The organism is Chryseobacterium sp. Leaf180, assembly GCF_001424585.1.
In the GTDB taxonomy this organism is placed as follows: Bacteria; Bacteroidota; Bacteroidia; order Flavobacteriales; family Weeksellaceae; genus Chryseobacterium.
In genome coordinates, this window is record NZ_LMPJ01000001.1 from 1379203 (window position 1) to 1398334 (window position 19132).

Annotated in this window: 19 protein-coding genes and 1 pseudogene; all 20 read right to left on the bottom strand. The window is 36.9% G+C overall.

What is annotated here, in order from left to right; genetic code table 11:
• Position 1 precedes the first annotated feature (1 nt).
• A complete protein-coding gene (locus ASG01_RS06450; protein WP_055861583.1) occupies positions 2-793 on the bottom strand; it encodes a glycosyltransferase family 2 protein in 792 nt (263 codons plus the stop codon).
• Positions 794-797: 4 nt separating this feature from the next.
• On the bottom strand, positions 798-1955 hold the full coding sequence (locus ASG01_RS06455) for a glycosyltransferase (RefSeq protein ID WP_055861587.1): 1158 nt from the start codon (positions 1953-1955) through the stop codon (positions 798-800).
• A 10-nt stretch (positions 1956-1965) separates the two neighbouring features.
• Entirely contained in the window at positions 1966-2907 is a 942-nt protein-coding gene (locus ASG01_RS06460; protein ID WP_082498311.1) for a glycosyltransferase family 2 protein, read from the bottom strand.
• Between the two features lie 3 nt (positions 2908-2910).
• A complete protein-coding gene (locus ASG01_RS06465) occupies positions 2911-3594 on the bottom strand; it encodes an NAD-dependent epimerase/dehydratase family protein (protein WP_055861593.1) in 684 nt (227 codons plus the stop codon).
• Between the two features lie 6 nt (positions 3595-3600).
• Positions 3601-4533, bottom strand: a complete 933-nt coding sequence (locus ASG01_RS06470; protein ID WP_055861597.1) for a glycosyltransferase — start codon at positions 4531-4533, stop codon at positions 3601-3603.
• A 14-nt stretch (positions 4534-4547) separates the two neighbouring features.
• Positions 4548-5489 (bottom strand): glycosyltransferase, encoded by a 942-nt coding sequence (locus tag ASG01_RS06475; RefSeq protein WP_055861599.1) that lies wholly within the window; start codon positions 5487-5489, stop codon positions 4548-4550.
• Positions 5486-6178, bottom strand: coding sequence for a glycosyltransferase (locus tag ASG01_RS06480; protein ID WP_238584506.1), 693 nt, complete (start codon positions 6176-6178; stop codon positions 5486-5488). Before ASG01_RS06480 ends, ASG01_RS06475 begins: the two co-directional genes overlap by 4 nt.
• 118 nt (positions 6179-6296) lie before the next feature.
• Positions 6297-7214: a glycosyltransferase family A protein gene (locus ASG01_RS06485; RefSeq protein ID WP_055861605.1), complete on the bottom strand. Its 918-nt coding sequence runs from the start codon at positions 7212-7214 to the stop codon at positions 6297-6299.
• Positions 7211-8254 carry an acyltransferase family protein gene (locus tag ASG01_RS06490; protein WP_131725326.1) on the bottom strand — a complete coding sequence of 348 codons (1044 nt, stop codon included), beginning with the start codon at positions 8252-8254 and terminating at the stop codon, positions 7211-7213. The genes ASG01_RS06485 and ASG01_RS06490 overlap by 4 nt, the downstream gene beginning before the upstream one ends.
• 24 nt (positions 8255-8278) lie before the next feature.
• Positions 8279-9169 (bottom strand): glycosyltransferase family 2 protein, encoded by an 891-nt coding sequence (locus ASG01_RS06495; RefSeq protein WP_082498298.1) that lies wholly within the window; start codon positions 9167-9169, stop codon positions 8279-8281.
• Positions 9166-9801, bottom strand: coding sequence for an acetyltransferase (locus ASG01_RS06500; protein WP_055861615.1), 636 nt, complete (start codon positions 9799-9801; stop codon positions 9166-9168). The genes ASG01_RS06495 and ASG01_RS06500 overlap by 4 nt, the downstream gene beginning before the upstream one ends.
• 2 nt (positions 9802-9803) lie before the next feature.
• On the bottom strand, positions 9804-10886 hold the full coding sequence (locus ASG01_RS06505) for a DegT/DnrJ/EryC1/StrS family aminotransferase (RefSeq protein WP_055861617.1): 1083 nt from the start codon (positions 10884-10886) through the stop codon (positions 9804-9806).
• Positions 10870-12156, bottom strand: a complete 1287-nt coding sequence (locus ASG01_RS06510; protein WP_055861620.1) for a glycosyltransferase family 4 protein — start codon at positions 12154-12156, stop codon at positions 10870-10872. Before ASG01_RS06510 ends, ASG01_RS06505 begins: the two co-directional genes overlap by 17 nt.
• Before the next feature lie 41 nt (positions 12157-12197).
• Entirely contained in the window at positions 12198-12755 is a 558-nt protein-coding gene (locus ASG01_RS16310) for an acyltransferase (RefSeq protein WP_055861624.1), read from the bottom strand.
• Complete coding sequence (locus tag ASG01_RS06520; RefSeq protein ID WP_055861626.1) at positions 12752-14017, bottom strand: ABC transporter ATP-binding protein; 1266 nt, start codon at positions 14015-14017, stop codon at positions 12752-12754. The genes ASG01_RS16310 and ASG01_RS06520 overlap by 4 nt, the downstream gene beginning before the upstream one ends.
• A gap of 45 nt (positions 14018-14062) precedes the next feature.
• Positions 14063-14911 (bottom strand): ABC transporter permease, encoded by an 849-nt coding sequence (locus tag ASG01_RS06525; protein WP_055861629.1) that lies wholly within the window; start codon positions 14909-14911, stop codon positions 14063-14065.
• Between the two features lie 35 nt (positions 14912-14946).
• Positions 14947-15813, bottom strand: coding sequence for a glucose-1-phosphate thymidylyltransferase RfbA (gene rfbA / locus ASG01_RS06530; protein WP_055861632.1), 867 nt, complete (start codon positions 15811-15813; stop codon positions 14947-14949).
• A 165-nt stretch (positions 15814-15978) separates the two neighbouring features.
• Positions 15979-16527, bottom strand: a complete 549-nt coding sequence (rfbC, locus tag ASG01_RS06535) for a dTDP-4-dehydrorhamnose 3,5-epimerase (protein WP_055861635.1) — start codon at positions 16525-16527, stop codon at positions 15979-15981.
• A 20-nt stretch (positions 16528-16547) separates the two neighbouring features.
• Positions 16548-17718: pseudogene (gene rfbB, locus ASG01_RS06540) on the bottom strand (dTDP-glucose 4,6-dehydratase).
• A gap of 71 nt (positions 17719-17789) precedes the next feature.
• Positions 17790-19112, bottom strand: a complete 1323-nt coding sequence (locus tag ASG01_RS06545) for a UDP-glucose dehydrogenase family protein (RefSeq protein ID WP_055861637.1) — start codon at positions 19110-19112, stop codon at positions 17790-17792.
• Positions 19113-19132 lie beyond the last annotated feature (20 nt).

Consider the following 19132-nt stretch of genomic DNA (forward strand, 5'->3'; position numbering starts at 1 on the left):
GTCAGGGCTTGAGTTTATTTTTCAGTTTGCTGAGTATTTTTCTCAAAAAGCTTTTTTTAGGATATTTTTTCAGATCATAATGGGTAAAAAGACCTTCGCCCTGCGCTATTTTAAAAGGCTGCTTCACCCACCAGGATGCGATGTTTTTTTCAAAAGAAACAGATTCCCCGGCAAAAGGCAGAATAGTTTCGAGTAAGAAATTTTTATTGATAAGAAACGGATTGTTCGTCCAGTTTGCCCATCTCGAAGTAGTTACAAATTCATCACCGTCGCGCTGAATTTTGTCTGGAAACCTTTCGGCAGGATCAAGCCAGTGCAGGGATTCTAAAAGATGAGGCGAAGTACACTCATGCCAGTCGTCGTAATAATCAAGTTCATTACCTTTATGTATGATTGAAAACAGCGGATGTCCCGGATTTTTTCTGCTCCGGAATCTGACAACATGAAAGCCGTTAGAGATTTTTTCCAGACCACTTCTGAGTCGCTTATAGGTGGTTGATTTATTTTCAATCAGCTGGTAATCGTTTTCAAGGAAAAGAACATGCTCAAATGCAGCATTTTCCGCAAGAAGTTTGATGCCGTTGCCAATTCCCACGTTTTCCTCCAGACCGATATATTTTACCTTGAACTTTTCAGCAACAGCTTTATCAGTGTCTGAAATATTCTGAAATAGAATCACAATGTCTTCAGAAAGATCTAAAAGACCGTTCTTCCGGTAAGATTTTAAGGTGTTGGTTAACGTTTTTGCATTATTCCAGGACAGAATACAGATACTGATGGGCAGTTTTTCCATTTAATTATATATTTTTATCCCGTACATCGGCCATCAGTTCAACTACTTTTTTAGTATAATTTTCCCAGGTCTGATCTTTTACCAGATCATGCGCTCTTAGACATAATTTTGTATAGTTCTCTTCATTCATTGTAAGAATTTTTCGAATACTGCCGACGATGGTCGGAACTTCTGTATTCTCTAGATAAGCTCCAAAGTCATTTTTTTTTCCGTAATCCAAAGCAAAAGCTTCATAAGGCTTTATGATGATCGGCGTGTAGTAAAACATACATTCAAGGGTACTGGAATAAGCAGCCCATATTTCTGAAGGGTTTACAAGAATTTTCGCATGGGTGAGCAGATCGTAATACTGTTTGTTCTCCTCAGGAATACCTTTATCCAGATAATCATAGCAGTGTATATTGCGGTCATTTTCTTCTAATAAAAGTCTGTCTTTCGGAAGATTAATAAAATTGAGAATAAGTTCCGGAAATTCTTTCTGTAAAATTCGAAATGCCTGTACCAGTTTTCTCGCACCCAGCAAATATTTTGCTGATCCAATCATCAGCAGTTCAAGAGATTGATGTTTCCTGCTTAAAATTTCCTGTGCGGTTGGTTTTGCAAAATTAATATCATTAACCACATTGGTATCCAGGTGGAAAATCTGTTTCCCGTGGCGTTCGGTTATTAGTTTTTTTGCATCTTTAAAAAGAGATATCACGATTTCTGCTTTGTTAAAAGCGGTGTTTTGATATTTTATAAACCATTTTTCAAAGAAATAAGGTTTGCGTTTTAGCCGGTCCAGAATAATCATATCATAGCTCCAGTCATGCAGAAGTAAAGACGGTACTTTGTTGAATTTATTATAAAAATCGAAACTCAGGAAGATGACAAAATAAAGATCTGGGTGACTGCTGATCGCTTTTTCTATTTTTTTGTAAGATGCTCCTCTTGAGAATGGGGTTTTTATATAACTGTATTCTTGAGCAGGAAAAATCCGCGACAGAATTCGGCCGGCATATTTATTCCACAAGGCCTCATGTTTTTCGTCGGGCGATATATCGAGCCGCAGAATTTCGAAACCTTGCTTAATAAGATTTTCGGAAAAAAGAAACGGAACATTAGACCATGCCTTGGGAGACGAAGAATCTCCATAGCAAACAAAAAGAATCTTTTTGCTCATGTACTGTAAATTAAATATTTAAAAAAGGATGTGGCGCATGTAGAATTTTCTGCCGGTGCTCATCTATTTCATGCAGATGCGGTATAAAATACCGCATCATTTCGCGCTGCTCGACATGCTCTTTTTTGTAACCTTTTATGTAAAATTTGTAAAAATCCCGGATGAGCTTCTTTTTTTCTTTTCTAGAATCAAAATTTCTGGCCGGATTCATAAACTGTGTCTGTTTTTGCAACCGCAAAGAAAGCCATTTTTCTTTGTAAGCTTCCTCATCATTCATCATCTTATAACTTTGTTTCGTATCGTGTACGACACGGCTTTTTGGGCAAAGTATAATCTTTTTCCCGCGAAACATTACGCGGTTTACATAATCATAATCTTCACCATAATGAAAATAGAATGGATTGAAGCCTCCGATTTTTTCCACCGTTGACTTTGGAAGAAGCCAGTGCGCAGCGTTCACAAAATCGATCTCGTACCAGTCACGCTCTTGGTCAAGATAAAGATCCGACAACAGCCTGTTGGTTTTTGAATATTTTCCTAAATAGTTCTCAAAATGAAAATCCAGCTTCTTTTCGCTTCCATCCAGGTGCATTGGACTTAAAATACCGATTTCTTCTTGATCTGGATGATTTTTATAAACATCAACTAATTGCTGTACAGAATCTTCAAAAATCCATGCATCCTGATTCATCAGGTAAAAAAAATCTGCTCCCTCTTTATAAGCTTTTTCGATTCCGATGTTGTTTGCCTTTCCGAAGCCTAAATTTTCAGGAGACTGTAAAAAATCTACCTCCGGAAAATGAGCCTGAATATAATCTTGCGTGCCGTCGGCCGAACCGTTATCCACTACAATCGTATGCACAGGCACAGAAGATTTCCTCAGACTGCTGAAACATCTTTCTGCCCATTTCATGGCATTGTAGGTGACAATAATGACAAATACTTTCGGCATCATTTAAATTTTATAATATTTCATAATTAAATTGCTGAGATACTGATCTTTGTCGGTGAGATTGTTTTCTTTAAAATAATTCTCAATCTTAGATACTTCGATTTCGTAACCTGAACCTTTATTCTGCAGCTGAAGCAGCGGTTCCGTTCCTAAAACTTTGGAAATCGTTTCGGTAATCTCAATAATAGAAAAATTCTGCAGATACGCTAAATTGAAAATCTGATTGGGCGTAAAGTTTTTAAGAATTTCACCCGTGATTTTACATACGTCTTCCACATCGATCAGATTTCTTGTCGCTTTGGTGTAAACCGTGATTTTAGAATTATTTATAATTTCCCGCACGAGATAATTGATGAGAAGATTGGGATTTCCTCCTTTTCCGACGGCGTTGCTTACCCGCAAAATATAATAGCGGTCGCACATCTCGGCAATAACCTGCTCCATTTTCAGCTTGTGCAGAACGTACTGGCTGTTGTTTTTGGAAGAGTCGTAAATGCTGCAGGTAGAGAAGTAAACAAAAGTTTTTCCGGCACTGTTTCCGATCGTATTTTTCAGAAGCGTATATTCACGCTCAAATTCAGAATCTCTCGTTTCCAGAGAGTTGGATACGCCGGAGGCGAAAAACAATACATCATCCGAATCGATATTCTGCAGGGATTTTGCGATAAGACCGTTGCCTGTAATCATTTGCTGTTATATAAAACCGTGGTTCCTTTTTTTGTACTCATATTTCTGCATCACGGTATGACGCGTCCATTTTAGAAGAGTATAGAGTTTCAGAGGATGAGGGGTGAATTTAGATAAAATATTATAAACAGCATAGCCTGCTGCAGCACGGTAAAACCTGCTTCGGCTCATGGTTTTGGGATACGTCATCAAAGTATAATAAAAATAAGCCTTCAGTTTTGAGTTGCGGTAATCTGCATTGTATTTTCTGATGAAAGGAACAATGGCAAAATCTTTTTTCATAACCTCATACGGTACATTTTTCGAGATGCTGCCCTGAAACTGTCTGTAAACAGAGGTTTCTTCAGCTAAACATTTTACGTCACCATAACATCCGGCCAGTAAATAAAGACAACGGTCGGCAGAAATGATATCTGTCGGAAAGTCCCGCTTAAGAATATCTTTTCTGAAAAATAAGGTAGACGTCTGAAAAACTGAAATGTCAGTCAGATTTTCTTTCTGCAAAATTCTTTCCGGTAAATGGTTGTAGCGGTGACTTTGAATATCGGCATCTTCGTAAATGACCTTTGAATTGGTGCCCACGGCAGACAATTTTTCATTCTTTTCCAGAAGGTCAAACTGTTTCTGAATTTTTAAATCGTCTGTCCAGTAATCGTCACCATCCAAAATTGCGATGTATTTTCCTTTGGCTTCCTCAAAAGTGCACAGCGTATTTTTTACGTAGCCAATGTTCGGATTGTTTTTAAGATAAACAATTCGGCTGCCGAGAGGATGTTCAACCATGATGTTCTGAATAATTGCTTCTGTCTGATCAGACGAATTGTCATTACCGATAACGATCTCATAAGTTCCGGAAAATTTCTGCTCAAAAATGCTCATCAGGCATTGTCTGATGTATTTTTCGTGGTTATAAGTAGTAATGCAGATGCTGACGTCCATGATTTTAGCGGGTTTTAATACTTAAAAAGATCAGTGAAATTCAGATCTAAATACTGGTAACAAATGCACTGCAGAATGTATTTTTTTCTTTCAAAAAAGGGAAGATTCATCAGATAGCTGTTTCTGTTTTCGGTAAAAATCCGGTAAACATCTGTTTTCGTCACATCTTCGGTAGGATACAGATGGGTGTATTTTTTTATGGCCAACAAAGACGGACCTACCTTTTTTTGAAACTCAGAAAGTTCTCTGTTGCCCTGTTTTTTTTCAGGATTTTTAAAAGCTTCGCGAAGGCCACATACCTGCTTTTCGTGCTGACGGTATTTGGAGAGCGTTTCAGGAATAAAGCCGAGTTTGTTTTTTGCGGCGAGCTTCTGAGATATAAGATAATCGTGTGCAGTCTCAAAATTGTGGAGCTCATATTTTTTCAGAGCAGATTGCCTTAAAGCCAGTGCACAGCCCAAAACAAAGCTTCCCATCGTCTGCTGCCTGATAAAAAGATGGCTGCTTCTGATATTTTCTTTAACGAAATCATAGGAAATGTTTTTCCAGTTTAGGTATGAAGGCTCCAGGATTTTCTGATCATCATTAATAATTTCCAGATCATGAAAAACTCCGTCGGCATTTGGATGTTCAGAAAAAAAAGCCTTTGTCTTTTCTATTTTGTTCTCATTCCAGATGTCATCCTGATCGCTGATTATGATGATGTTTCCCGTACAGTTGGAGATCGCTTTTTCAAAATTTCGCGAATAGCCCAAGTTTTTTTCGTTGAGAAAAATCTTAAATAATCCGGAATGCATTCGATCATAATGCTGTAAAATCTGAATTGTAAGATCTTTGGACCCATCATCACAGATAACGATCTCATCAGCTTTCACGGTCTGATTCAGGATTGAATCAAGCTGCGCTGCGAGATATTTTTCACCGTTGTAGGTACAGAGTGCGATGGATATTTTCATTGGTAATCATCACTTTTAGTCTTCCCCAGGTCATCAATAATCCAGGAGCTGCTGGAATCTGCCAGTTGTGTATAATATCTTTGCTCGTCTGACAGGTTGTGATAGTTAATGTACCAACCCAAGTGTCTCGCAGTCATATTCCCTCCGATTCTGATAGCTAAGTAAAAATCTTGTGCAAACTTCATGTTCCTTTTAGGATCAGGTTTATATAATGCAAAAGTAGTGTCTATGTGCGAGAAAAAAATGTTTCTACTGCGTTCATCTTCCCAAAATTTTTTCTCCCACTTCAATACCTTATCTCTTGCAGGATAACTGTTTGGGATATCATCTATTTTTAAGGCAAAGCCAACTTTTAAAATATCTGAGTAATATTTCAAGAGATTTTTAAGCAGTATTCTTCTGAAATTTTTAGGTAGGTTCTTATTGGGCTCTATATCTGCGTCTGTGAGAATAAAAAAGTTTTTTCCGTACTTGTTATAAAGTTCTGCATTTTTAAAAAACACCATATGACCGTAGTTGCTCTCCATTCGAAGTAAAGTCACGTCGTTGCAGATTTCCTCATAATATTCCAGTAGAGGAGGATATGTGGAAGTATTGTCAATGATAACAATTTCTTCAAAACCATATGACTGGGCAAATTGTATTGTTTTTTTTAAATTTTCTAACTGATTGAAGTTTATGATAATCAAAGGTATCTTTGAAGGAAATATAAACTGTCCGAAATTTTTGAAATCTGAAAACAGTATCAATATTTGCTTTAAATGACGATATATGGAGCGTAGTTTTTGCAGAAAACTTTTTTGCATATTATTTTATAAAGCTTTGCTTTCGTTTAATATAGAATATTTTCTTCGCTGTTTTTAGAGCATCAAAAATTTTCAAATTTATAATTAGAAAAAAAATAACGTGCCAGTTCACACTTTTACTTTTATAGTGACACCACGATAAATAGTCATCAAGTACAGATTTTATAAAAGTTTGGGAAAAATATGATGAGTAATCCATGATCAGTTTTTCCCGGTAAATGTTAAAAGCATTACTTTTTTCAACGCCTTTTTCTGAAGATCCTGAAATACTGTTATGATAAATTCTTATAATCACTTTCGCATTGCTGCAGAATATGATCTGTTTACGCTCAGAAAACTTTAATAGAGCAAGGTCGTCTGATCCCCAGGCCAGCGGAATTTTTTCAAATTTATACTTTCTGAAAACGGAATTACGAAAAATATTTTCAGAAAGGCTGTTATTCATCTGTAAGCGGTATTTCTTTTCCAAGATTTCATGTGCAAAGAAGAATTTTTTCCCGTAATCGTTAATTTTGAGCAGGTTATTATTTTCATCAACCCAATCAAATCTAAACTTTAAAATATTCAAATTTTTCCCTGTCAATTCAGGAAGCTGCAGGTAAAACTCTTCGACAAAATTTTCAGAAATCATATCATCATCACCCAAAATCTGAAACCATTCTTCCGAAACATTCTCTAAAATGCGCTCCCATTGCAGCGCCAGATTTTTTCCTCCGAGATTATCTGAATAATTGTAATAATTGAATTCTTCTTTTTTAAAATATTTTAAAATAATCGGTAAAGGATCGTGCGGACTTGCATCATTACCAATGTAGAGGGTGAAATTTTTATTCGTCTGCGCAGAAACAGATTTTACCGTTTCTTCGAAAAAATCAGTCTTGTAGTAAGGAATGATGATGGCAAGCTTATTTTTTTTCATCTCACCAGATTTTTAAATGTAAGCATTTTCTTTTCTACCAAATGCCATGAAAGATAGGCTAAAATATAGGTTACAGTGAGACTGAAAATCATCAGTGGAAAAGGTTTAAGCTCAAAATAACTCATGAAAATCTGTTGAACTAAAAACCCATAAATGTAAACACCGTATGAGATGTCGCCCAGTTTTTCGCTGAAAAAAGACAGTTTTTCTGATTTTAAAAAACCGAAGAGAAGAATGAGAACAGGTAAAACCAATGGGGCAACCCACTGAAATAATCCGGCAAAAAGGGAAGTCAATAAAACAAGAGACAGAATAGATCGGTTAAGCAGTGTATTCCACTCTTTTAAAGGTAAAAATGTAAGAAAACTGCCTGCGAGAAAATAAGTCGAAAGCCTGTAAAGCTGAGCCGTATCGAGATTAAGCTTTTTAAATGTTATTGCCAGAAAATCTGGTTTGAATGCGAAAAAAAAATATGATGCCACAAACGCTATGAAGACAAGTAGAGAAGTCATTCTATTTCTTCTGACGGTAAAAAAAAGCATTACTACCATATACATGGAAAATTCGTAAGCCAAAGTCCAGAGACTGCCATTAACTGCGCCTTTGTAAGGATTTTGCCCGAAAATTCCGGGAATGAAATATTTAACATTGTAGAGCGACAAACCGTCGGCTGCAAATTTCCAGTAATTTTTTAACGTCGATGTCAGGTGATTGCCTTGATATAAAAAAGGAACTAATAGTCCTGTAAATAAAAATAAAACAATCAACGCTGGGTAAAGTCTTAAAAGTCTTTTCCAGATATAATTGGCAATATTTTCACTTCGTTGCAGGCTTTGAAAAATAAAATACCCACTCAGCGCAAAGAAACCGTTCACCGCGAAGCTTCCAAAATCAATCTGCCCGTTTGTAATATTGGATAGAATCTCCTGATTTTCGTTCCCCGTAAGTGGATACGAGTGCGATATGATTACCAGAGACGAAAGAAGGAGCCGGATGAAATCGAAACTGTTTTGTCGGCTTAGATCATTTTTTGTATTCATATCTTGTGTTCTTCCGATATTCAATCAGCGGCCAATAAATGAAAAAAACCGATCAACAAATCTGTATCTGTTAGATTTTAAGATTGTTTTGTACTTACTGTTTTCTGTCTGCAGGTTTGTAATCTCATTTTCTAATTGCTGTAAACACTGTTTTATTTTCAAATAAAATATGTCCTTAATTTCATTTTGAACTTCGATAGAATAGAGATTGGTATATAATAATAAGTTAGCCTCAATACTTTTTAAAGTACCCAAAGAACTAAATATTCCTACTCCATGTCTATAAACCGCCATTACTTCTGGAATATAACCAATTTTACCGTGTATAGTTAGTAATAAATATAGGAAATAGTCACCAATAGGTGTGTTCTGAAATTCTATGCTGTCTATTTCGTCAAGATGCATGTTTTTAAAAACTACACTGGGCGTATGAATATAATTGGAGTTTTCGGCCAATGTTTTTCTTACTTCATAATTTTTTGGGATATTAGTAATGTGATCGTCAAGTATTTCCCTATTTTGTTTTAGAACTTTTACTTTATGAAAACATATTACATAATCTTCTTGTTTGCCTAAAAAATCTATTTGCTTTTGTAATTTAAAGGGATCTGTCCAATAATCGTCACCTTCGCAGAGAGCAATATATTCACCTTCGGCTTGTTTTAGAGACCAGATAAAATTAGGCACTGCACCCTTGTTTTCTTCGTGTCTGATATATTTTATCCAACGACCATTCGGGTGATTTGAAATAAATTTTTCAACCAGATGCCGAGTTTTATCAGGAGAACAATCGTCTGAAATAATGAGTTCAATATTACCATCAAAAATTTGAGCTAAAACTCCTTCAATGCTTTTCTCAATAAAATCTTCGTGGCCATAGGTAATCATTACCACACTTATTAAAGGACTGTTCATTTACTGTGTTTTATAATTTTTGATGGAACTCCTACAGCGGTACAGTTATCAGGTAAGTCTTTCGTAACAACTGCTCCGGCACCTGTTGTGACATTATTCCCTATTTTTATATCCGGGAGAATGATGGTGCCCGCTCCTAATTGACAAAAATTTCCCACAGTTGCCCTTCCCAATATTTTTACATCTGGTGAAATTTCGACAAAATCTCCAATTTTCACATCGTGTGTTATTATTGAGTTATAGTAGATAATTGGCGCTAAACCAATCTTTACATCGTTTGAAATTTTTACGCCATCTAAGATATTTGCGCCATCTCCTATATCAATGCCATATGAACCGATGTCAGCTTTGCTGCTTATTGTTGAATGAAGTTTTCCTCCGAGTTTTATAAACTGCTTTGCCAGGTTTTCACGGACACGAGGATTGCCAATTCCAATAGTAAACCTGCCGTCGATCTTTTGAAAAAAAAATTTTGCATGTTCGAGCGTTTTGATAATTTGAAATTTGTTATACAGTAATCCGTTGATTTCTGCATTAACGTTATCAAAAAATGCAAGATTTGAAAGTTCGTCATTATTATGACAGATCTCTAAAACTTCTTTGGCAAAACCTTTTGCTCCTAATATTAACATTTTTAATTGTTTTGAATCCTTAGCATTACACGGACAATCAAATCCACTTCTTCAAAAGTTAAATCATAAAATAGAGGAAGACATAGTACTCTTTTTGAAATGTCTTCTGTGATGGGTAATTCTATTTTCGGCAGGTAGGGAAGCGCCGATGCGAGACTTGGATAGAAGTATCTTCTTGTAAAAATTTCCTGTTTATCCATTTCCTTTTTTAGTTTGAGAAGTAATTCTTCGCTTTCCAAAACGACAGGATAATATGCATGATTATTTTCTGACTGACTGTGACAGATAGGTCTGAATGCTTTTAAACTTTTCAGCTTTTCGTCATATAAATCAGCTAATTTCTTTCTTTTCTCTTTTATTGCAGATATATATTTTAAATTCAGCAATCCCATTGCAGCATGAAACTCAGAATTTTTTCCATTGATTCCTAATTCAGAGAATGTATCAAATCCTGAAATCCCAAAATTTCTAATTGAAGCGAGTTTTTTAAGAATCTCAGCATCTTTTGTAATTAGCAGACCGCCTTCTATCGAATGATAAAGTTTGGTTGCATGTAAGGAACAGGTTGAAATATCACCATACTCAAAAATTGATTTACCATTTACAACAACTCCAAATGCGTGTGCGGCATCATATATAACTTTTAAATTATGCTTTTCTGCAATTTTCTCAATAGCTGAAACGTCACATGGATTTCCATACACATGAGTCGCCAAAATTGCAGTGGTTTTCTCAGTGATGGCGGCTTCAATTTTTTGAGGATCAATATTTAGAGTGTTGGCATCGATATCTACGAAAACAGGCGTGCAGCCTTCCCAAACAATAGAACTGGTGGTAGCAACAAATGAAAAAGGAGTAGTGATAATTTCTCCCGTAATTTCTAATGCTTTTATTGCCATTTGTAAAGCAACAGTTCCATTAGTAACAAAAAGTAAATGATTAATTTTGAGATAATCTTTTAATTCCATTTCCAATTGGCTTGCTAATGGACCCATATTAGTCAACCATTGTCTCTTCCAAATATTGTCTAAATATTCCTGATACTCTGATTGTGGTGGCAAAAAAGGCTTAGCTACTGGTATCATAAACGTATTTTTTTATATAATCAATTCTCTTATCTAATTGATAACTCTCGCTGTAAATTTCCCTGAATTTTTTCTGTGCTTTTTTGGAAATCGAATTTAATAGTTCAGGAGCAGCTATCAGTTTTTCAATTTTTTCAGCAGTTTCTTCTGCATTGGGTTTCACTATCATAATTTCGTCGCTGCTGAATACTGTATTTTGTTTCAACTCATCTGTTACTATTGGCACAGCTCCGTTTAAAACTGCTTCAACAACCGCTCCGAGCGGAAAACCGTCAAAACTTCCAACATTTAGTACGAAAGGTCTATTTGGTGAAACGATAATATCTTGGTCTAAAAATATTGCCTGTAAATCTTCATACTTTTTATAACCGTAAAAAGTAAAGAACTTCTCAAGACCATCAATACTTATGACTTTGCTGCCATAGCCACCAATTATATTAAAATGTATATTATACCCTTTCGAAATTAAAATTTTTGCAGTTTCTATAAAAATATCATAACCTTTATCTGCTCCAATCTCAGTGTATTTTGCTGCACAAAAACAAACCTGTACCTTCATGCCATTCTGAAACCTTCTTGTTCTCGTTATATTAATAGAATTTTGAGGAACAATACATCCGAAAATATTCAATATTTTGTTTTCAGGACAACCAAAACTTTCTGTTATAAAATCATGAGTAAATTGCTGGGTTACAATAACTCCTTTAAAATATTTTGAAGATAAAACTTGCTCTAACTTCTTCAGAGCAACTTCATCTTTTGTATCAAAACCTCCTCCAGGATAGAGCGTAAAAACAAAACCTATTTTGTTCTTTTCCAGCTGTGGCAAACTTTCGTATATGTTGTTTAAAAAAACACAATAAAATAATTTAGTATTCTTTATGTCTTTTACACTACCTACAAATGTTTTTGTATAAGACTTTGGATTAGTTTTCTTTAAAAGGTTTAAATCATTTTTGTGATCATCTGCTTTTTGATTTAAAGATTGATAATCTATCGGATTGACAATGATTTTTACCTTATCAAATGTTGCTAATAAAGAATTAAATTCGGCAAATCGAAAACCAGAGATAGGGTTTGGGAATATGCTGTCATAAATAATTAAATCAAATTTTTTTATTTCTTTATTATAAAAATATCTGGGAGTTAATTTATTAAAATTAATCTTACTAAGAAATTTATTAAAAGTGTACCTAAAATAATATATAGATTTAAGAATCTTTATCAAGCCTGATGGAAGCGCTTGTGATATATTTTTTTTAATACTCATCTCAGTTTGTACAAAACAATTAGCAAAAGTAAAATAAATAATTATCTCCTTTTCTCTTCTAAATATTTAGTTTGAAACTCGTCAATTTCGGTTTGTGATAACGAATTTTCATAATATTTTTTAAAACTCTCAGGAGTGTCAAATAAGACATTTTTTGATTTGCATCTTTCAATATATTCCTCTACTGTGCAGTGGTATCTTGCCGGATTACCAATTACAACAGTGTACGGTTTGACATCTTTGGTGACAACTGCGCCTGCTCCTACAATTGCACCGTCACCAATTTTCACTCCAGGCAACACTATAACACCTGTGCCTAAAAATACATTATCTCCTATGATAACTTCTTCAATTCTATGTTTTCCAATATGATTATATAACGACGCATCGTGAGCCAAAATCACAGAGTTTATAGATGAAACAAAGTTTTCTCCAATCGTAACAGCCTGTGGTATCAAATCATCTATATATGAACTGTGCATATTTACTTTACCGATATTATAACGCACATTCCTTTTCACAATTGTTGTATTGGTTTTTCTGTTTTCAAAGAATCCTAAAATACGTCCAACCATAAAATAAATTCTCTTAATAATCATAATTTACTGTTTATTAAAAAGTTAAGTTGCGGTCTCACATAGCCTGCCCATGTGCCGTAGAAATTGATATTGTCTCTCAAGTCAAGTGTTTCAAAACTGATAATACTGGGAACAGTAAACATGAGGACGCTATTATTTACAAAATGTAAATCTATCTCGTAAATCTTTGAATTCAAAAAATTCCCAGGAATTTCTAAAACAGCCTGATAGGTTCCTTTTTGCGCGCAGATCACATTTGTAATCTGGCTAAATACAATAGCGTCATCTGAAATAGTTTTAAAATTAACTGCCAGATTAAAGTGTTCTAATGTATTTAATAATTCAAAATCAATAATTATCTTAATTTCATCTTTGATGGTAATAAATGTTTCCTTTGAAGGAATGTCTACCTTGACTCTATTTAGCCGAGCATTTGGATTTCCAAACTCTTTTAGATTCTGATCAAACTCTCTTTCTAATTGGTGATCTATTTTATCTGAAGAAAAATAATTGTTCACTGCATCTTCAATATTATCTGAAGAATATTTTAAAAGCCCATTTTCTAAAATAATTCCCTTATTACAAAGATTTTTGATCGCCGCCATATTATGACTTACAAATAGAATCGTTCTCCCTTCACCTTTCGTTACATCACCCATCTTGCCAAGACATTTCTTCTGAAACTCGGCGTCACCTACTGCCAAAACCTCATCAACGATAAGAATTTCAGATTCAAGGTGCGCAGCCACTGCAAATGCTAAGCGTACATACATTCCGGATGAATATCTTTTTACAGGCGTATCTATATACCGCTCAACACCGGAGAAATCTACGATCTCATCAAATTTTCTTTTGATCTCTTTCCTGCTCATGCCTAAGATGGCACCGTTCAGAAAAACATTTTCCCGGCCCGTCATTTCCGGGTGAAAACCGGTTCCTACCTCAAGCAATGAGGCAATGCGGCCATTGGTGTAGATTTTTCCGGTAGTCGGTTTCGTCACTTTACTCAGAAGTTTAAGCAAAGTAGATTTTCCGGCTCCGTTTCTGCCGATAATGCCTACGGCGTCACCCTGTTCTATCTCGAAATTAATATCACGCAGTGACCAGACATATTGTGAGTCGCTTTTTACGGCTCGGTCATTGGCTTCACCTATCTGAAGATAAGGATCTTCCTTTCCGCGCATTTTGTGCCAGAAACGGTTAAGGTCGTGAGAAATGGTTCCCGTTCCCACCTGCCCGAGTCTGTATTGTTTTGATATATTTTCTGCCTTTAGTGCAAGCATTTTGTTGTGTTTTTGAATCTTACTGATCTGGAATTTTAGTTTTCTCTAAACGGTATCCATAAAGGTTTTTTCCACTTTATTAAATACGAGGGTTCCGATGGCTAGAAGTATTAAAATAATAATGGTACTGATGCCCAGCATCATGGGTGAAAAGTCTCCGACACCAATCCAGGCATATTTAAAACATTCAAAAACTCCTGTAAGAGGATTATAATAAGCCAGTTTTTTAAAAATTCCGGATAATGCCGAGGTTGGGTAAATGACAGGCGTAGCATACATATATAAGCTGACACCAAATCCCAAAAGCATATTTAAATCTTTATATTTTGTAGTCAGCGCAGAAAATATCATTCCTACACCTAAGGCAAAAAGTGCCATTAATAAGATGAGAAAGGGTGTAGCCAAAACCCACCAGTTTGGATGTACTTCACCTTTGCTTAAATAATAAATCCAGACTACAATAAACAGTAACATCTGTACTCCAAAACGCATAAGATTCGAGATGACAATAGAAATAGGAGTTACAAGCCTCGGAAAATATACCTTACCGAAAATCCCGGCATTACCTGCAAATGTGTAAGATGTACCTGTCAGCGCACCTGCAAAATAGTTCCAGAGCGTAACGCCTGCAAGATAAAATAGAAGTGGTGGGGCACCGTCTGTTGAAAGGTTGGCAATTTTACCAAAAACGATTAAATAGACAATTGTCGTTAAAACCGGATTGATAAAAAACCAGATCGGACCGAGTACAGTCTGCTTGAAACTTGATACAAAATCGCGTTTCACAAACATGTAAATCAGGTCTTTATAATTCCATACCTCTCGCAGTTTGAGATCAAACAGAGAATGTTTGTCTTCTATGGTTTCTGTCCACTTTTGCTGTGGTTCATTCATTCAGGATGTTTTTATGTCTAAATAATTTTGGTCGGTTACCCGTTTTTCGCAATCATTTTCAGATACTCACCATACCCACTTTTTCCATATTTTACAGCGGTTTCAAGGAGTTTTTCTTCGGTGATAAATCCGTTTCGAAAGGCGATTTCTTCGATGCATCCGATTTTGAAACCCTGTCTTTTTTCGATGACTTTTACAAATTCGGAAGCGTCATTTAAGGAATCGAATGTTCCGGTGTCGAGCCAAGCTGTTCCGCGGTCCAATACGCCCACTTCGAGTTTTCTCTGACTGAGATATACGTTGTTGATGTCCGTAATTTCAAGCTCACCTCTGGGAGAAGGCTGGATGTTTTTGGCGATTTCCACCACGTTATTATCGTAAAAATACAGTCCGGGAACCGCGTAATTGGATTTCGGTGCTGTCGGTTTTTCTTCGATGGATTTGGCTTTAAAATTTTCATCAAATTCCACTACGCCATAACGCTCAGGATCAGCTACGTGATACGCGAATACTACGCCGCCATCCGGGTTGGTTTTGTTTTTAAGCAACGTTCCCATTTCCGAACCGTAAAATATATTGTCACCCAACACCAATGCTGCAGGGTCGTTTCCAATAAACTGATCACCAAGAATAAAAGCCTGCGCCAGTCCGTCCGGACTTGGCTGTACAACGTATTCGATGTTGCAGCCGATCTGCGAACCGTCGCCCAGAAGTTTGATGAAACCTTCCTGGTCATGCGGTGTGGTGATGATCAGAATATCTTTGATTCCTGCCAAAAGCAGTGTGGAAAGCGGATAATAGATCATCGGCTTGTCGTAAACCGGCATCAGCTGCTTGCTCACCGCAATCGTAAGCGGAAAAAGTCGGGTTCCGGAGCCGCCGGCGAGTATAATTCCTTTCATTGTGTTTGGTTTTTAGATATTAGATTTTAGATGTGAGATTTCAGACGTGAGTTTCGATTAGAGATTCGAAATTTCTGCTTAATCTTTCATTGTGTGTTTCAAAATCTATTTTTTTTTATATTAATTCAATTAAACTATCAACTGACAACCAATAGCTGAGAACTATCAACTCTTTTTAAATTCTTCAAAGCTTTGCGCTTCCTGATCTTTCTCGGAGATCAGCATCTGATCCTGAGGAATTCCCCAGTCGATGTTGAGTTCTGTATCCAGAGGATTGACGCCGTTTTCCGAGGCTTTGTTATAACCGTTATCGCATTTGTAAAAGAATACTGCCGTTTCGGAAAGCACCGAAAAACCATGCAGAAATCCTCTCGGGATAAACAGCTGTTTCTTGTTTTCTGCCGAAAGCTCAACACTCACCGACTGACCGAAAGTCTCCGAGCCTTCCCGGACATCTACAACAACATCCAAAACTTTTCCCTGCACGACACGTACGAGTTTTGCCTGCGAATGATCGCCGGTCTGCATGTGAAGTCCACGGATGACACCGAAAGATGATTTCGATTCATTATCCTGTACAAATGCCGGCTTGTAACCCAAGATTTCTTCAAGTTTACTTTCACTGTACGATTCGAAAAAATAGCCTCTCGAATCTTCAAAAACCGTCGGTTCCAGAATAAAGCAGCCTTTGAGTTTTGTTTCTGTTGCTTTCATTTATTAATGATGCTGAAGAATTAGTTATACTGCTTTTCGTAATAATTCTGGTAATCACCGCTCGTCACATTTTTCAGCCATTCTTCGTTAGTTAAAAACCAGTCGATGGTTTTGCCTAAACCTTCCTCAAAAGTTACCGAAGGTTTCCAGCCTAAATCTTTATTAAGTTTGGTCGCATCGATTGCATAACGCTTGTCGTGGCCCGGTCTGTCTTTCACGTACGTGATCAGTTTTTCCGAATGTCCCGCCGGATTGCCCAGTTTTTCATCCATCTGTTTGATGAGTTCTTTCACCAGATCAATATTCTGCCACTCATTAAATCCGCCGATATTGTATGTTTCACCGGTTTTCGCTTCATGGAAAATCTGATGAATCGCTTTCGCATGATCAATTACAAAAAGCCAGTCGCGCGTATATTTTCCGTCACCGTAAATCGGCAATGGTTTTCCTTCCAGAATATTCGAAATACAGAGCGGAATCAGCTTTTCAGGAAAGTGATTCGGACCGTAATTATTCGAACAGTTCGATAAAATAAAAGGCATTCCGTAGGTGTTTCCGTACGCTCTTACCAAATGGTCTGAAGCGGCTTTTGAAGCTGAATATGGCGACTGCGGATCATACGCAGTTGTTTCAAGGAAAAATCCGGTTTCACCCAGACTTCCGTACACCTCATCGGTGGAAACGTGATAAAAAAGATTCGTTCTCGGCTCATTAGGGAAATTTCCGTGCTGATGATCCGGATTCAGCGTCCAGAATTCTTTGCAGAGCTGCAGAAGATTCGCCGTTCCGTTCACATTGGTATTGATAAATGCCATCGGATCGGTGATGCTGCGGTCCACGTGAGATTCTGCTGCCAGATGAATCACCGCATCCGGACTGTATTTTTCGAAAACTTGTCTCAGTTCTTCAGGCTTCGTGATGTCGGCTTTTTCGAAAACGTAATTCGGTTCGTTTTCAATATCTTTTAAATTTTCAAGATTTCCGGCATACGTCAGCGCATCGAGATTGGATGTCGGCTTTTTCGAAAACGTAATTCGGTTCGTTTTCAATATCTTTTAAATTTTCAAGATTTCCGGCATACGTCAGCGCATCGAGATTGATGATGGTTATTTCAGGATGATTTTTTACAAATTCCCGAACCACATGAGATCCGATAAACCCTGCGCCGCCTGTGATGATGATGTTTTTCATTGTTTTATGCTAATGGCCGCCGGCTTTTGGCTTTTGGCAGTTATTTCGTTTTTACTTGAATCTTTTTACTTTTACCTTGTCTCCTGTACAACCGTTTTTCTTCCAATCGATTTATAGAAAAAACCGTTTTGCTCGGGGATTTCCAGCGGATACATATTCCGGCCGTCAAAAACAGCTTTCGTATTCATTTTTTCCGCCATGATGCTAAAGTTCGGATTTTTAAATTCCGGCCATTCGGTAGCTATAAATAATGCATCGGCACCTTCCAGCGCGTCGTACATACTTTTGGCGTATTCTATTTTTTCGCCTAAAATCCGGCGTACATTTTTTTCAGCAATAAGGTCGTAGGCGACAATCTCAGCACCTTTTTCCAGCAAAAGTTTAATGTTATCCAGAGAAGAAGCCTCGCGGATGTCGTCTGTATTGGCTTTAAAAGCAAGTCCCCAAAACGCAATTTTCTTTCCTCTAAGATCTCCGCCAAAATATTTTTCAATTTCCGAAACCAGAATCACTTTCTGTGAAGTATTGACTTTCTCGGTAGCTTCTAAAATTTCAAAACTGAAATTTTCGTCTTTACCGGATTTAATTAAGGCTTTCACATCTTTCGGGAAACAGCTTCCACCATATCCGATGCCGGGAAATAGAAAACGGTTGCCGATTCGGTCGTCGCTTCCCATGCCCAAACGTACTTTGTCGACATCAGCGCCTACTTTCTCACAGTAATTGGCAATCTCGTTCATAAACGTGATTTTTACGGCAAGAAAAGAGTTGGAAGCGTATTTTGTAAGTTCAGATGATTTTTCATCCATAAAAATAATCGGAATCCCGGTGTTGGTAAACGGCTGATAAATTTTAGCCATAATGTCTTTTGCCTTTTCAGAACTTGAGCCTACAACGACTCTCGCGGGATTCATCGAATCTTCGACGGCAAAACCTTCACGCAGAAATTCAGGATTGGAAACCACATCAAATTCTACCGAAGTTTTGGCAGAAATCGCTTCACGCACACGGTCAGCAGTTCCTACAGGCACTGTACTTTTATTTACGATCACCTTATATTCGGTCATCATTTCACCGATAGTATCGGCAACACTTAATACATACGAGAGATCGGCCGAACCGTCTTCTCCGGGTGGCGTGGGCAAAGCAAGATAAATCACTTCACTTTTTTCTAATGCTTCTTTAAGATCTGTGGTAAAAAAAAGCCGCTCAGACTGGATGTTTCGCAGAAACATCTCTTCCAGATTGGGCTCATAGATAGGAACAACTCCGTTTTTCATGGCAGCGACCTTGTTTTCGTCAATATCCACACAGTACACCGAGTTTCCCAGTTCTGCAAGCGTGGTGCCTGTCACGAGACCGACGTATCCTGTTCCTACGATTGTAATGTTCAAAATCTACGTTTTAGAAATAT